General features: G+C 68.3%; 13 protein-coding genes and 1 pseudogene. 9 read left to right on the top strand and 5 right to left on the bottom strand.

Going from position 1 to position 13,696, the window contains the following annotated elements; translation table 11 throughout:
• Positions 1 to 2 precede the first annotated feature (2 nt).
• The 3 genes from DID96_RS13035 to DID96_RS13025 all read left to right on the top strand — a co-directional run bounded on the left by DID96_RS13035 (position 3) and on the right by DID96_RS13025 (position 3,312).
• Positions 3 to 956, top strand: coding sequence for a LysR family transcriptional regulator (locus DID96_RS13035; RefSeq protein ID WP_124599728.1), 954 nt, complete (start codon positions 3 to 5; stop codon positions 954 to 956).
• Between the two features lie 125 nt (positions 957 to 1,081).
• The gene (locus tag DID96_RS13030) at positions 1,082 to 2,338 is read left to right on the top strand and encodes an MFS transporter (RefSeq protein WP_124599727.1); all 1,257 of its coding nucleotides are present in this window, start codon (positions 1,082 to 1,084) and stop codon (positions 2,336 to 2,338) included.
• Positions 2,339 to 2,397: 59 nt separating this feature from the next.
• Positions 2,398 to 3,312: a LysR family transcriptional regulator gene (locus tag DID96_RS13025; RefSeq protein WP_124599726.1), complete on the top strand. Its 915-nt coding sequence runs from the start codon at positions 2,398 to 2,400 to the stop codon at positions 3,310 to 3,312.
• Positions 3,313 to 3,342: 30 nt separating this feature from the next.
• Here the strand turns inward: DID96_RS13025 and DID96_RS13020 are convergent, their stop codons facing one another.
• Positions 3,343 to 3,867, bottom strand: a complete 525-nt coding sequence (locus DID96_RS13020) for a Tautomerase enzyme (protein ID WP_124599725.1) — start codon at positions 3,865 to 3,867, stop codon at positions 3,343 to 3,345.
• Positions 3,868 to 3,969: 102 nt separating this feature from the next.
• Here DID96_RS13020 and DID96_RS13015 point away from each other — a divergent pair, with 102 nt between their 5' ends.
• A complete protein-coding gene (locus tag DID96_RS13015) occupies positions 3,970 to 5,013 on the top strand; it encodes a GlxA family transcriptional regulator (protein ID WP_124599724.1) in 1,044 nt (347 codons plus the stop codon).
• A gap of 120 nt (positions 5,014 to 5,133) precedes the next feature.
• Here DID96_RS13015 and DID96_RS13010 read toward each other — a convergent pair.
• Positions 5,134 to 6,370, bottom strand: a pseudogene (locus DID96_RS13010) (NADH:flavin oxidoreductase/NADH oxidase family protein).
• 68 nt (positions 6,371 to 6,438) lie between these two features.
• On the opposite strand from DID96_RS13010, the gene DID96_RS13005 reads away from it, so the two are divergent.
• Positions 6,439 to 6,918, top strand: a complete 480-nt coding sequence (locus DID96_RS13005) for a MerR family transcriptional regulator (protein ID WP_124599723.1) — start codon at positions 6,439 to 6,441, stop codon at positions 6,916 to 6,918.
• Positions 6,919 to 7,039: 121 nt separating this feature from the next.
• On the opposite strand, the gene DID96_RS13000 is transcribed toward DID96_RS13005, so the two are convergent.
• Positions 7,040 to 7,306: a hypothetical protein gene (locus DID96_RS13000; RefSeq protein ID WP_260463875.1), complete on the bottom strand. Its 267-nt coding sequence runs from the start codon at positions 7,304 to 7,306 to the stop codon at positions 7,040 to 7,042.
• Between the two features lie 130 nt (positions 7,307 to 7,436).
• On the opposite strand from DID96_RS13000, the gene DID96_RS12995 reads away from it, so the two are divergent.
• From DID96_RS12995 to DID96_RS12985, 3 genes are all read left to right on the top strand, one after another.
• Positions 7,437 to 8,348: an AraC family transcriptional regulator gene (locus DID96_RS12995; protein WP_124599722.1), complete on the top strand. Its 912-nt coding sequence runs from the start codon at positions 7,437 to 7,439 to the stop codon at positions 8,346 to 8,348.
• 225 nt (positions 8,349 to 8,573) lie between these two features.
• Entirely contained in the window at positions 8,574 to 9,476 is a 903-nt protein-coding gene (locus DID96_RS12990) for an NAD(P)H-binding protein (RefSeq protein ID WP_185732240.1), read from the top strand.
• 228 nt (positions 9,477 to 9,704) lie between these two features.
• Positions 9,705 to 10,853 carry a porin gene (locus DID96_RS12985; RefSeq protein WP_124599720.1) on the top strand — a complete coding sequence of 383 codons (1,149 nt, stop codon included), beginning with the start codon at positions 9,705 to 9,707 and terminating at the stop codon, positions 10,851 to 10,853.
• Here DID96_RS12985 and DID96_RS12980 read toward each other — a convergent pair.
• A complete protein-coding gene (locus DID96_RS12980) occupies positions 10,850 to 11,260 on the bottom strand; it encodes a VOC family protein (protein ID WP_124599719.1) in 411 nt (136 codons plus the stop codon). The two genes, DID96_RS12985 and DID96_RS12980, sit on opposite strands and share 4 nt — an antisense overlap.
• Positions 11,261 to 11,409: 149 nt before the next feature.
• Positions 11,410 to 12,606, bottom strand: coding sequence for a GGDEF domain-containing protein (locus DID96_RS12975; protein ID WP_124599718.1), 1,197 nt, complete (start codon positions 12,604 to 12,606; stop codon positions 11,410 to 11,412).
• Positions 12,607 to 13,002: 396 nt separating this feature from the next.
• Between DID96_RS12975 and DID96_RS12970 the strand changes: the two genes are divergently transcribed.
• A complete protein-coding gene (locus DID96_RS12970; protein ID WP_124599717.1) occupies positions 13,003 to 13,683 on the top strand; it encodes a hypothetical protein in 681 nt (226 codons plus the stop codon).
• The last annotated feature ends 13 nt before the right edge of the window (positions 13,684 to 13,696 follow it).

The following is a 13,696-nucleotide window of genomic DNA, read 5'->3' as shown; positions in this document are numbered from 1 at the left end:
ATATGTATTCACTAATAGGTAAGACGGCGACGTTCCGGCAACTGAAGGCGCTGGACATGATCGCGCGGCTTGGCAGCGTGTCGCGCGCGGCGGAGGAGCTGAACCTGACGCAGCCCGCCGTGTCGCTGCAGATCCGCCTGCTCGAGGAGGCCGTCGGCGCGGCGCTGCTGCAGCGGGTGGGGCGCGGCGTGCAGCTGACCGCGGGCGGCGAGATCGTCGCCCGCTATGCGCGCGAGATCCTGTATTTGTGGAGCGAGGCAGGCGACGAAGTGGCGGCGTTGACGGGCGATCTCGGCGGCACGCTGCGGATCGGCGCGATCACGACGGCCGAGTACCTGATTCCGCCGCTGCTCGTCAAATTCACGGCGACGCGCCCGCACGTGAAGACGTACTTCAAGGTCGGCAACCGCGACGACATCATCCGGATGCTCGCGACGCATGAAATCGATCTCGCGGTGATGGGCAGCGCGCCTAAGGAGTTGCGCACGCATGCGGTCGAGTTCGCGAAGCATCCGATGGTGTTCGTCGCGGCGCCCGGCCATCCGCTGATGCAGCGCAAGCGCGTCGCGCTGAAGGATCTCGAATCGGCGCACCTGCTGGTTCGCGAGCGCGGTGCCGGCACGCGCTCGACCGTCGAGAGCCTGTTCAAGGCGTCGGGACACAAGTTTCATGTGGGATCCGAACTGTCGAGCAACGAGGCGATCAAGCAGATGGCCGAGGCGGGGCTCGGCATCGCGTTCCTGTCGCTGCATGCGTGCGCGCTCGAATTGCGCACCGGGCTGCTGGGGCAACTGCCGTTTCCAGGCAACCCGATCGAACGGGAGTGGTACGTGGTGACGCTTGCCGACCGGCGGATCTCGCAGGTGACCGCGCTGTTCCGCGATTTCCTGATCAAGCAGGGCGCGCCGGTGATCGACGGCGCGACGACCGCGTCGCACGAGCGGCGGCGCAAGTGATGGACACCCAACCCGCTCCGTTCGTCAGTCATCAGTTTTTTCGATGACTCAGATCGCTGCCGCGTGCCTACTCGCGGCAGTGGCCTCCGGCTACCGTTACGCCCATCTCAATGCCGAGGCCACACATGTCCAAGCTCAACCTGAAACTGCTGGGCCCCTGCCTGCTTGCGATCGCGATCGATGCGATGGGATTCGGGCTCGTCTATCCGATCATGGCGGCGATCTTTTCCGATCCGCATTCGGGCGTCATCGGCGCCGGCGTGCCCGCGCACCTGCGCAACTTCTATCTCGGTCTCGGGTACGGCATCTATCCGTTCTTCATGTTCTTCGGTTCGTCGCTGATGGGCGAGCTGTCCGACGCCTATGGCCGCCGCAGGATCCTGCTGCTGTGCGTGTTCGGCCTCGCGCTCGGCTACCTGCTGATGGCGCTCGGCGCGCTGCTGCCGAGCATCGCGCTGCTGCTCGTCGGGCGCGGGCTGAGCGGCCTGATGGCCGGCTGCCAGGGGATCGCGCAGGCCGCGATCGCCGACCTGAGCACGCCGGAGAACAAGGCGTACAACATGAGCATCATGTCGGTCGCATTCAGCGCGGGCGTGATCGTCGGCCCCGTGCTCGGCGGCGTCACGTCGGACCGGACCCTCGCGCCGTTCTTCAACTACGGCACGCCGTTCCTGCTGGTCGCTGCGCTGTCGGTCGCCTGCGGGCTCTGGACGCTGCGCTGCTACCGCGACGCGGCCGCGCCCGCCGGCGGCGCGCGGATCGATCTGCTGCTGCCCGTGCGGATCATCTTCGAGGCCGGCACGCATGCACGCGTCGCGTGCCTGTCGGCCGTGTTCTTCCTGATGCAGGTCGGCTACGGCCTGTACCTGCAGACGATCATGCTGGTATTGCAGACGCGCTTCCAGTACACGAGTGCGCAGCTCGGCCTGTTCAGCGGGCTGATCGGCGTCAGCTTCGTGTTCGGGCTCGTGGTCGTCGTCCGGCTGATGCTGAAGGTGTGGGGCGTCGTCGATATCGCGAAGGCCGGCCTCGTCGTCGCCGGCATCGGGCAGGTGCTGTCCGCGCTGTTCCCGCATGAAGGCGCGCTGTGGGTGCTCGCGATGCTGGTCGGCTGCTTCGACATGGTCGCCTATACGACGATGTACACGGCGTACTCGGACGCGGTTACCGAGGACCGCCAGGGATGGGCGCTCGGCGTCGCCGGCTCGGTGATGGCGATCGCCTGGGTGGTGACGGGGTTCCTCACCAACCTGCTGCCGGTGCTTGGCGAACTCGGCCTGCTGATGACGGGCGGCCTGAGCTTCGTGCTGAGCTTCCTCGTGATGATCGCGTACGGCCGCGTGTGGGCGGCGCCGGTGGTGCGGGTTGGCGTACGTGTCTGAGATTGGCGCGCGTTTGCGTCGCCTGTTACGCTTCGACACGTGTCAACACCGGGGAACCCATGGATCTGCTTGCCGCGATGCGCATCTTCGTGCGAGTCGTCGAACGCGGGAACCTGTCGCGCGCCGCGAAGGATCTCGGCCTCGGCCAGCCTGCGGTGAGCGACCGCATCGAGCGGCTCGAGCGGCATCTCGGCGTCAGGCTGCTCCTGCGCAGCACGCGCGCGGTGTCGTGCACGGACGAAGGCGCGCTGTTCTATCAGAAGAGCAAGACCGTCCTCGACGCGGCCGACGACGCGCAGGCCGCGGTGACGCTCGGCGCCAACGCCGTGCGCGGACGTATCCGGATCGCCGCGCCGCACGGGATCGGCGAGGTCGTGCTGCCCGGCGTGCTGGCGGCCGCGCGCGAACGTCATCCGCAGCTGCAGGTCGACCTCGTGCTGAACGATGCGATCACCGACCCGGTGACCGAGGGCGTGGACATCTCGCTGCGGCTTGGCCAGCTCGGAGATGGCAACTTCGTCGCGCGCCGGCTCGGCCATGTGCGCCGCGTGCTGGTCGCGGCGCCGGCCTACATCGACGCGCACGGCTTGCCGGACAAGCCGGCCGAGCTCGCCGTCCACCCGTTCGTTCGCGTCGCGGGACTCTTCGGCGACGGGCAGCTGCGGTTCGCGAACGGATCGAAACCGGCGCGGCCCGCGCCGATCAGCATCGTCGTCAGCACGAGCCACTGGCGGCCTGCCTATGAGCTGCTGGTCGGCGGCGCGGGCATCGGCGTGCTTCAGGAGCCCGTGTGCCGCGACGCGCTGGCGACCGGGCAGCTCGTCAGGTTGTTGCCCGGGCATACCGTTCCCGGCTTCGAGCTGCATGCGCTGTGTCCGGCCGTGCGGCCGCTTCCGGCGAAGACGCAAACCGTGATGAAGCTGCTGGACGCGCATTTCGGCCGCGTGCTGGCGGCGGGCGACGTGGACGTTTGATATCCCGTCCGCGCCGAACCGCGCCGCCGCTCAGCGGTCCTGCACGATCGCGTCGAGCGCGCTTCCCAGCACGACGCGCGCGTGCTCGCGCCGCCGCCGCGCGACCCGTTCCGCGCCTGTCTGCCGCTCGTGCTCGCCGGCGATGAATGCCTGGATGTCGGGCAGCCGGCGAATCACGCCGCGGCTGCCCCACTGGCCGTCCGGCATTTCCGTCGGAAACACCCAGACGCGCGGCGCAACGTCGTCGTGTGTGCCGCCTTCGGCCCGCACGACGGCCGCGGTGATCTCTCGGACGAGCGTCTCCCGCGCCGCGTCGGTGTATTGCCCCTCGGGCACGGTCGGCACGATCCGGTAGCGCGGCTTCGCGGAGCGCTCGCCGCCCACCCACGTTCCGGCGGGGCGATGCAGAAAGACCACGGAGACGCTCTGTGCGATCTCGTTGGCCGGGTCGAAGCCTTCGGCCCGCAACAGGATGTCGGTCATTTCCTTGAGCAGCCGCGCTTCGGCTTCGGCGGACAGCGCGTGCTCCGGAATCGTTGCGTCGATCATCGGCATGGCAATCTTCCTTCTTCGGTGGTTGGGACAGCCCGATGATCGGGCTTGCGACACGCATCGACGAGTGGCAGGATCGCCATTCCTGATGGAAAAACGGACAACATGGCGACTATCCGTATCTGGGTCTACGACGGGATTCTGGCGTCAGGCGTTGCCGGGCCGATCGACGTGTTCAACGCGGCGAACCGTCTCGGCGCCGGCCGCGCGGCGCCGGGGCAGCCGTGCGCGCCGACGCTCGCGTGGCGCGTGGAATCCGTCGACGGGCAACCCGTGCGCGCGGCCTCCGGACAGGCGATCGCGGTGGACGGGCGCATCGACGTGCGCAAGCGCGCCGATGCGATTCTCGTGACCGCGCCGTTCGTCGCGGACATGGACGCATTTCTCGCCCGCCGCGAACTGGTGGACACGCTGTCTGCCGCGCTGCGCCGCCAGCACGACGCTGGCGCGCTGCTCGCGTCGTATTGCACGGGCAGCTACCTGCTTGCCGAGGCGGGGCTGCTCGACGACCGGATCGCGACGACGCACTGGTCGCGGGCGCCGGATTTCCGGCGGCGTTATCCGTTGGTCGAATTGCGCGCGCATGAAGTGCTCACGGAGCAGAGTGGCATCCTGTGCGGCGGTGCGGTGACGTCCTATCTGGACATGGCGGTGCGAGTGGTCGAGCGGCTGACCGACGCGCGGCTCGCGGCGCTCGTCGCGAAGACGCTGCTGATCGATGCGGGGCGCGCATCGCAGGCGTCATATGCGTCGCTCGTCGACGATCACGGACACACCGATCCGCTCGTCGCACGCGCGCAGCGCCGGATGGAGGCGACGCTCCGGCAGCGATTCCGGCTGGCGGACCTCGCCGCCTACCTTGCGGTCAGCGAGCGGACGCTCAACCGGCGTTTCAGGCAGGCCGTCGGCGATGCGCCGCTCGGCTATCTGCAGCGGCTGCGCGTCGAGGTCGCGAAGCGTCTGCTGGAATCGGGCGTCCATCGCGTCGAAGCGGTGTGCGAGCAGGTCGGATACGACGATCTCGGCACCTTCCGGCAGTTGTTCAAGCGCATGACCGGGCTGTCGCCGCGCGAGTATCAGCACCGCTTCGCCCGTTCGCTTGCGCACGACGCGACGGACGAACACGTCGCGCAGCCGGCGGGCCATTGACGCTTGGGCGGAGCGCGATCATCGTCGATCTCGTCCTGCACGGGCGATCGAGCCGTCGCGCCTCGATCGGTTCCGGCGTCGTGTGTCGCTGGCGTCACGTTCTCGCGAGCCGTCTCCCCATCACGCGCGCGCAGGATTCCACTGGCGATACCGGCGCGTCAGCTGGCGCATCTGAAGCTGGTCGAGCACGAGCGTCAGGACCGGCGAGTAGTGGCGCGCGGGGCGGCGTCCCGCCGCGATCGCGCGCAGGCGGCGCTTCACGAGCGCCATCGTGGCCAGCCCGGCGGCCGCCTTGTCGCGCCACCCGACGTGCACGCCGGGCGCGTCGACCGCCTGGCCGTCGCGCCAGCGATTCGGCAGGTCCGGAATGCACGCGAGCGCGGTCGCCATGCCGACCACCGCGACGCCTTCCCCGAGCACCGTTTCGGCGACCGGCTGGCGGCGGATGCCGCCCGTCGTCATGACCGGCATCCTGGCGATTGCCGCGATGTCGCGTGCGAACGTCAGGAAATAGGCTTCGCGCGCGAGCGTGCGGCCATCCGCGGTGTGGCCCTGCATCGCCGGGCTCTCGTAGCTGCCGCCGGACAGCTCGACGAGATCGACGGCCTGGTCGTTGAGCCACAGCACGATCTGCTTCGCGTCGTCCTCGGAAAACCCGCCGCGCTGGAAGTCCGCGGAATTGAGCTTGACCCCGACGCTGAACGTGGCGCCGACGCGCGCGCGAACCGCGCGCACGACCGACATCAGCAGCCGCGCGCGGTTTTCCAGCGAACCGCCCCAGTCGTCCTGGCGCCGATTGGTCAACGGCGACAGGAACTGCGAGATCAGGTAGCCGTGCGCCGCATGGATCTGCACGCCGTCGAACCCGGCCGCCTGCGCGGCGGCGGCCGTGTCGGCGAAGCGCTCGATCACCTCGCAGATCTCGCCCGCCGTCATCTCGCGCGGCGCGGCGAACAGCTTGCTGTGCTTGCCGAGATCGAGCGGCACGGCGGACGGCGCCCACCCGTCGCGACCCATCGCGTCCATCACCTGCCGGCCCGGATGGTTGATCTGCATCCACACGCGCGCGCCGTGGCGGCGGGCGGCGTCGGCCCGCGCGCGGAACGGCTCGAGCGGCGTGTTCCGTTCGAGCACGACGCCGCCCGGGCCCGTCAGCGCGCGGCCGTCGATCATCACGTTCCCGGTGATCAGCAGGCCGGCGCCGCCGGCGCCCCCACGCGGCATACAGGCGCAGCAGCGCGTCGCCGGGCAATTGGCCGGGATCGGCCATGTTTTCCTCCATCGCGGCCTTCGCGATGCGGTTGGGCAGGGTGCCGCCATTCGGCAGCGTCAGCGGAGCAAACAAGGAAGTCGTCATCGGAGGACCCGTTCGGCATATGCGATCGGTCTATACTAAGTTTCAAGTCCACTTGAAGGTCAAGCATCATGAAAATCGGAGAACTGGCTGCCCGGACCGGCATGAGCACGTCCGCGATCCGCTTTTACGAACAGAGCGGCCTGTTGCCGCCGGCCGGCCGCGGCCAGAACGGTTACCGGATCTACGACGACGCGGCGGTCGAGCGGCTACAGATGATCTCGCTCGCGCAGCGGCTCGGTTTTTCGCTCGACGAAATGCGAGCCGTTGCCGAGGAAATGAACGCATTCTCGAAGGACGGGCTGCTCGCGCGCCTCGACGAGCGGCTGCGCGAGATCGACGCACTGCGCGCAAAACTGGATGGGCAGCGCGCGGAGTTGCAGGCGATCCGCGCGACGCTGGACGCCGAATGGGCCGAGGGGCGGTGTGTGAAGATGGAATGCTTCGATCCGCCGGACGCGACGAAGGAGGCCGCGTCGCGACGCCGGGGCAAGAGAGCGGCGCCTGCGCATGAATTGGCCGCGCGCAGGAAATCGTTGGGCGGCGCGTAGTACCGCGTCGCCGCGGGCACCTGGGTGCGCCGCTGCTGGTCGGGTGCGCCAGCGCAACACGCGATCCTCGCCCGCGCACGATGACGTGGCGCCCGGACGTTCCCGCTTCGCTGCGCGCCGGTCAAACGATCCCGAAGTCGTCGTTGCTGTCCGGAATCGACGCGAGCAACCGCTCGATCCGGTACCAGCCGACGAGGCCGAGCGTCAGCATGGCGATCGCGGCGAAAGTCGCGCGGACGCCGGTGGAACCGGCATTCGATTGATCACGCGATGGCGGGCGCAGCGGTGCGGCGAACGCCGTGCGCCGCGAACGGCAATCGAGCATGGCACGCTCCGATGAATGCGATATGCGCCGATCGTAACGGGCGGCGCGCATGCCGACGCGCACGCATGGATCGCCGCGAACAGAAACGGATGATCGTTTTCGCATGACCGGCCGACGCACGTCCGGCGACGAGCGTGCGCGCCGGAATGGCGGCACAATGCGCATTCGATTCGCGACTTGACATGAGGGTGCGATGAACGATGCGACCCTTGCGCACGGCGTGCCGGTCAGCCTGCGTTCCAGCGCCGGGCTCGGCTGGCAAGGCTTCAGTGCGGCGCTGCTCGGCATCCAGGCGGGCACCTACCGGATCCCGGCGGCCGACGAGCACCGGGTTGGCGTGCATGTCGGCGCGCCGACTCGCGCGGACTGCGCGTGCGACGGCCATCGCTATACGCGCATCCAGGCGCACGGTGACGCCGACGTGATCCCGGCCGGCCTGCCTGGCCGGTGGACCGACGCATCCGATTGCCGGATCCTGCGCATTACGTTCAGCGACGCATTCGCGCGCGCGACGTTCGACCAGCTCGAACTGAAGCCGTCGCAGGCGCAGATCCGCCGGCGCATGCAGGTGCGCGATCCGCGCCTGCAGCACATCGCGTGGGCGCTGGCCGCCGAGCTCGAAGCGGACGACGCGTCGGACCCGCTCTACGCGGAAAGCCTGTGCACCGCGCTGATCGTGCGGCTCGTCGACGCCGCGCCGTCGTTCCGCGGTCGGCGGCACGCGCTTGCACCGAACACGGCCGCGCGCGTGATCGACTACATCGAGGGCCATCTCGACCAGCGTCTGACGCTGGCGGAACTCGCCGCGCTCACGGCGATCAGCGTGCCGCATTTCAAGGTGCTGTTTCGCGAGACGCTCGGGATGCCCGTGCATCAGTACATCGTGCAGCGCCGTGTCGAGCGCGCGAAGGCGCTGCTGCTCGAAGGCCGGCTCAGCATCAGCCAGGTCGCGCTCGAAGCGGGGTTCGCGCATCCGAGCCACATGGCGAACTGGATGAACCGCCTGCTCGGCGCGACGCCGAGCGAGATCGCGCGAGCCGCCGCGCAGTCGCCGCATCCGGCGTCGCGTGTCGCCGATGACGACCGCCACGTTCCCGTCGCCTGAACGACTCGTTTCCGGGAGCGACTCGCGAGGCGGGCCGATCGGCACGCCACATGTGTCGCGCATGGGACATTGCCCTCTTGCATGCGCTTGGCGTTCGGCCGGCATCCGGTCGGTAACGCCACCGCCGATCGCGTCATCCTTGCATGCTCATCTCATCCGGACCTGCGCGCCGGACCGGCCGCGAGTGTCGATAATCACCACACATCGACCCGACAGGAGCGCATCGTGTTCGTGATATTCGGAGCATCAGGCAACGTTGGCCGTGCCACGGCTGCTGCGTTGCGCAACGCTGGCCATCCCGTGCGCGCGGTGGTGCGCGACGCGCGCCATCGCGAGCGGCTCGAACATCTGGGGTGCGAAGTCGTGCTCGCTGACCTGACCGACACACGCTCGGTCGCAGCGGCGATCGACGGCGCGCACGGCGTGCAGATGCTGTGTCCGGTGCCCGCAAACGATGAGGATCCCGCAACGACGATGCGGCGCATGATCGACGTCGCGGCCGCGGCGCTCGCCGCGAATCCGCCGCCCGTGCTGCTCGAGCTGTCGGATTACGGCGCGGAGCTGGCGTCGAACACGGGGATCACGCGCCTGTTTCACGACCTCGAGGAACGGCTCAGGCCGATCGACACGCACGTGACACTGCTGCGCTCCGCCGAGCATCTGCAGAACTGGATGCGGATGCTGCCGACCGCGCTCGCGACCGGCGTGCTGCCGAGCCTCCATCATCCGGTCGGCAAGCTGTTTCCGGCGGTCTCGGCGCCGGACGTCGGTGTCGTCGCGGCGGAACTGCTGCTCGACAGCGAGCACGACGGCGGGCCGCGCGTCGTCAACGTCGAAGGGCCGCGGCGCGTCAGCGTCACCGATATCGCGGCCGCGTTGGCCGAAGCGGCGGGCCGCCCGATCGTCGCGCGCGAACTGCCGCGCGACGCGTGGGCGCCGACGCTGTTGCGCGCGGGACTCAGCGAACTGCATGCGCGCCTGATCACCGATCTTTACGACGCGCACAACGCCGGCCACATCGACGTCGAAGCGGGCGCGACCGAACGGCGTTTCGGCACGACCGAGCCGGCCGACGCGCTGGCGGGGCTCGTGGCGCGGGTGCGACGGACGATGCAGCGAGAGCCGTAACGCGACGCCTTACCTCGCTTCGCATCCATCGCCGACCGATGCCGGCACGATGCAAGCGGGTCCGGCGCCGCCGCGCCACCACTATTGCAAGTTCTGGAATGGACCTATCCAGATCGGGCAATATGTGCCGGAAAAATGACCGACTATGCTCCCGACCGCAGTCTCGATCGTCCGGCCGCAAGGCCGTCGAGCTGCGTGAATAATCATTCGCTCGGGGAGGCACATCAGATGAAGAAGGTCGTCATTTCCAGTGGCGTCGGCGCGTTGTTCGCCGTCGCGGCATCGTCCGCATTCGCACAGAGTTCCGTCACGCTGTACGGGCTCGTCGATACCGCAATCCGTTATCAGACGAACGCCGCCCCGGACGGCAAGGACCTGATCGGCATGACGGTCGGTCCGGAAACCCACAGCCGCTGGGGCTTGCGAGGCAGCGAAGACCTCGGCGGCGGCCTGTCGGCCATCTTCCGCCTCGAAAACGGTTTCGAGCTCGGCGACGGCAAGCTGCACGTGGCGAATACGTTGTTCAGCCGGCAGGCGTATGTCGGCCTGTCGAGCAACCGGTATGGTTCGCTGACGTTCGGCAACCAGTACGCGCCGCTCTACGACACGATGGGTGACATCTTCGATCCGATGACGGTCGGCGACTACTGGCAGGACAGCTGGATGTACAACGGCATCGGCAACTTCCTGACCGTGCCGAACTCGGTCAAGTACCAGTTCACGTACAACGGCCTGAGCATCGACGCGATCTACGGCTTCGGCAATCATGCCGGCGCGATGGGCCTCGACAGCACGTATGGCGTGGAAGTGACGTATGCGCACGGCCCCGCATCGATCAACACGGGCTTCACGCAGACCTCGGTGTCGTCGTTGAACGGCAGCACGGTCAACGGCGCGAAGATCAACTTCGTGCACGTGAGCGGCGCGTATCAGGTCACGCCGTCCGTGCGCCTGCTGGCCGGCTGGCTGCACGGCCAGGACAAGACGGGCACGACGGATTTCAACATGCAGCAGGCCGGTGCGCCGACCCTGAGCGGCGGCAGTCCGAACCGCATCGACGACACGCTGTACATCGGCGCCAACTGGCAGGCGACGGCCCCGCTGCTGATCACGGTGGCCGGCTATTACGGTCACGCGCGCAATGCGGAACGCCTCGACGGCACGCTCGGCTCGGGCATCAACTACTCGGCGACGGTGCTGGCCGAGTATTCGCTGTCCAGGCACACGGAAGTGTATGGAACGATGGATTTCGCGCGTGGCAACGGCGCATTTGCCGCCGATTACCCGGGTGTGACCAACCGGGCAACCGGCAATGTGGACAAGCTCGGCCGCACCAACAACGTCGGTGTGGCGGTCGGCCTGCGGCAGATGTTCTAGTCGCGGTTGACGTTCGCCGCAGCATGACACACGGCCTCGACCCGGTTGCCGGCCGGGTCGACCAGAAACGCCGCGTAGTAGTCGCCGTGGTAGTGCGGCCTCAATCCGGGATCGCCGTCAGAGCGCCCGCCCGTCGACATGCCGGCCTCGAAGAACGCGTCCACGTGCGCGCGGGACGGGGCCTTGAAGCACCAGTGTCGCTTGTTCGTGCCGATTTCGGCGGGATCCTGATACACGGCCAGAAAGGTCGAGGCTGTGTCGTTGGCATTGCAACGCTCGCCGTAGCCGAGTGCGGTGGGCCGGTCATACACCTTGGATGCGCCCAGAGCGGCCATCACAGCATCGTAAAAGGGACGCGCCGCCTGAATATCCGGGACGCCGATCGAAACGTGGTCGAGAAGCTGCATTGTATGTGCCCCCATTGAACTCGCCCGAGTGTACATGAGGTGCGGCACTGACGTGCGGCACGGCTCGGGAGAGGATTCCGCCGTAGCGGGGCGACGCCGCGTCGAGCGACTGCCCGTACGTCCGATCACCGCACCGGCCTTTCTGCCTGCTACGCGGCGGCGTTCCCCGCCGACAGCCGTTCCTTCGCGTCCCGCCGTTCCCGATGAACGCAGATCCGGTTTCGGCCGGCCCGCTTCGCTTCGTAGAGCGCGGCGTCCGCCCGCGCATTGACGCGGTCCAGCGTGTCGCCGGCGCGCCAGCCCGCGATGCCGCCGCTGATGCTGTACGCGCAGGGTCCGGCGCCCGTCGCCACCGGCTGGCCGGCCACCGCGTGGCGCAGCCGCTCCGCGAGCCGCAGCGCATCGGCCGGCGCCGCGTCGGCCAGCAGCACCGCGAACTCTTCGCCGCCGATGCGCCCGAGCACGTCGCTGCGCGTCAACTGCAGCCGCGCGGCGCGGACGAATTCGCGCAGCACCGTGTCGCCGCCCGCATGCCCGAACGTATCGTTGATTGCCTTGAAGTGATCGAGGTCGACGATCAGCAGCGAAATCGGTATGCCGCGGCCCAACGCAGTGTCGGACAACTGCAGCGCGGCGGCCTCGAATCCCTTGCGCGATAGCGCGCCGGTCAGGAAGTCGCGGTCGGCGGCGTCGCGCGCATCGGAGAGCAGCATGTCGTGCACCATCATCATCGCGGTCATCGACAGCGTCGGCATGACGGCGGCGCCGATCGTCAGCAGCACCACGTTCCAGGTGGAAGCGAACATCAGCACGTTCGACGCGCCGGACAGCGTCATGAAGTAGAGGCCGCGCGCGACCTGGCAGACGCCGAACGTGAGCGCCAGCGTCGCGGTGGCCCAATACGGATACGCGGAGCGCCCGGCTGGCCGGTGCCGCACCACGAGCAGCGCGCCGGCGATGCAGTACGCCGCCGAGAACAACGTGGTTGCCAGCACGCGCATCGGGATGCTGTCGACCGCATAACGCCAGTACACGAGCGCGACGCTGATCGCGACCAGCGCTGCCGCCATCACGGGCCAACGGACGCGGCGCCGGAGAAAGCGCGCGCACCCGACATAGAACAGGATCGTTGCGAGCGCCATCAACTGATTGGCGACGACGACCGACACCGCATCGGAGATTCGTCCGCGCAGCAGGACGAGCGGCAGCGCGACCACCATCAGCAGATTGGCGGCGAGCCAGTCCGGCACGCCCGGTATGCCGGAGCGCAGCAGCGACACGAGCAACGCCGCCAGGATCAGGCTCATCAGTGCGGACGTGGCGATTGCCACGACTGGGTCTAGCATGTGCGATGGAACGGTCTCGAGGGGGTGGTGCCGATGGACGGTTGCCGGGCGCGATGGGGTATCGCGGGTTCGCAAGACTGTGTCATGCACGCGCCGCGCGCGGATTGCCCGGGAGATTAAGACACCGCTGCGGAAGTCTCAAGTGCCCGGGTGGATCCTCGTGCGCGTCCCGGCCGGGCCCCGGCGGCTTGTCGGCGGGGTTTTCCATGATTGCGACGAAAATCGTTGGAAACTGGAAAATCTTCTCCGATTTTCGTCGTCGATCGCTGAGACTGAGATTTTTCCCGCCGCGACCGGGCGATATGATTTCTCCATCCCGACACCTGTCGGCAGAACCCTCGGGGCGCGCCGGCATCATGGCGGCGCGGCTCCACCAGCATCGAGAGAGTCGTTTGTATGCCGGATACGCCAGTCGTCATCGTTGAACGCGCCCGCAGGCGAACCGCGCAGATCCGGTTCGGCGACGTGCCCGCCGAGTTGCAGGACGGACCCAAGTGGATGTGCCTGATCGTGCCCGGCCAGGCGGTGCGAGCCGGCGCCGAGCCGATTTCGTCGGCGCGGGCGGCCGCGATGCTCGGCCGCCTGAGGCCCGCGAATGTCGCGCTGACCGACAGTGCCGCGCACGCCGGCGGCTGGCTGGCCCGTTCGGCGCCCGATACAGCAGGCCGGTGCCGGGCCTATGCCCGACTCGATGCGGACCGGACCCTCGAGATGGTCGGGATGCCGGCCGTCGGCCCGTGGTGCGACGAGCGCTACACGTGGTGGCCCGGCGCATACGAACTGCCGCTGCTCGAACAGTTGTCCGCAATCGTGCCCCCGCTGCTCGACCAGCCCGGCCCGACCGCATTCGCGCATCTGCTGATGAGCCTGACCGCGATCGACGGCACCGCGCTCGTGACCGAATCGGACGATGGCATCGAGCGCCCGTTCCGCATTCCCGCGGGCGTGGACACGATCCATTTCGCGCCGGTCTGCATCGACGGGCCGGCAATCGGCTGGCGCGATGCGGTTGTCGATTCGTTCGACCGCGTCCGGCAGCTCGTCGGGCTCAAGTCGGCCCGTCCGTTTTATCTGTGAATTCCACGCACAC

Source organism: Burkholderia sp. Bp8963, assembly GCF_003854275.1.
Taxonomy (GTDB): domain Bacteria; phylum Pseudomonadota; class Gammaproteobacteria; order Burkholderiales; family Burkholderiaceae; genus Burkholderia.
The sequence above is the reverse complement of the archived record's forward strand: the minus strand, read 5'-3'. Positions and strand labels throughout refer to the sequence as shown.

What these genes read in the sequence shown, in the direction of transcription:
- DID96_RS12985 (WP_124599720.1), top strand. Translation starts at nt 9,705, where the DNA reads ATGAAGAAGGTCGTCATTTCCAGTGGCGTCGGCGCGTTGTTCGCCGTC.
- DID96_RS12995 (WP_124599722.1), top strand. Translation starts at nt 7,437, where the DNA reads ATGAACGATGCGACCCTTGCGCACGGCGTGCCGGTCAGCCTGCGTTCC.
- DID96_RS13025 (WP_124599726.1), top strand. Translation starts at nt 2,398, where the DNA reads ATGGATCTGCTTGCCGCGATGCGCATCTTCGTGCGAGTCGTCGAACGC.
- DID96_RS13015 (WP_124599724.1), top strand. Translation starts at nt 3,970, where the DNA reads ATGGCGACTATCCGTATCTGGGTCTACGACGGGATTCTGGCGTCAGGC.
- DID96_RS12975 (WP_124599718.1), bottom strand. Translation starts at nt 12,606, where the DNA reads ATGCTAGACCCAGTCGTGGCAATCGCCACGTCCGCACTGATGAGCCTG.
- DID96_RS13035 (WP_124599728.1), top strand. Translation starts at nt 3, where the DNA reads ATGTATTCACTAATAGGTAAGACGGCGACGTTCCGGCAACTGAAGGCG.
- DID96_RS13030 (WP_124599727.1), top strand. Translation starts at nt 1,082, where the DNA reads ATGTCCAAGCTCAACCTGAAACTGCTGGGCCCCTGCCTGCTTGCGATC.
- DID96_RS13005 (WP_124599723.1), top strand. Translation starts at nt 6,439, where the DNA reads ATGAAAATCGGAGAACTGGCTGCCCGGACCGGCATGAGCACGTCCGCG.
- DID96_RS12970 (WP_124599717.1), top strand. Translation starts at nt 13,003, where the DNA reads ATGCCGGATACGCCAGTCGTCATCGTTGAACGCGCCCGCAGGCGAACC.
- DID96_RS13020 (WP_124599725.1), bottom strand. Translation starts at nt 3,867, where the DNA reads ATGCCGATGATCGACGCAACGATTCCGGAGCACGCGCTGTCCGCCGAA.
- DID96_RS12980 (WP_124599719.1), bottom strand. Translation starts at nt 11,260, where the DNA reads ATGCAGCTTCTCGACCACGTTTCGATCGGCGTCCCGGATATTCAGGCG.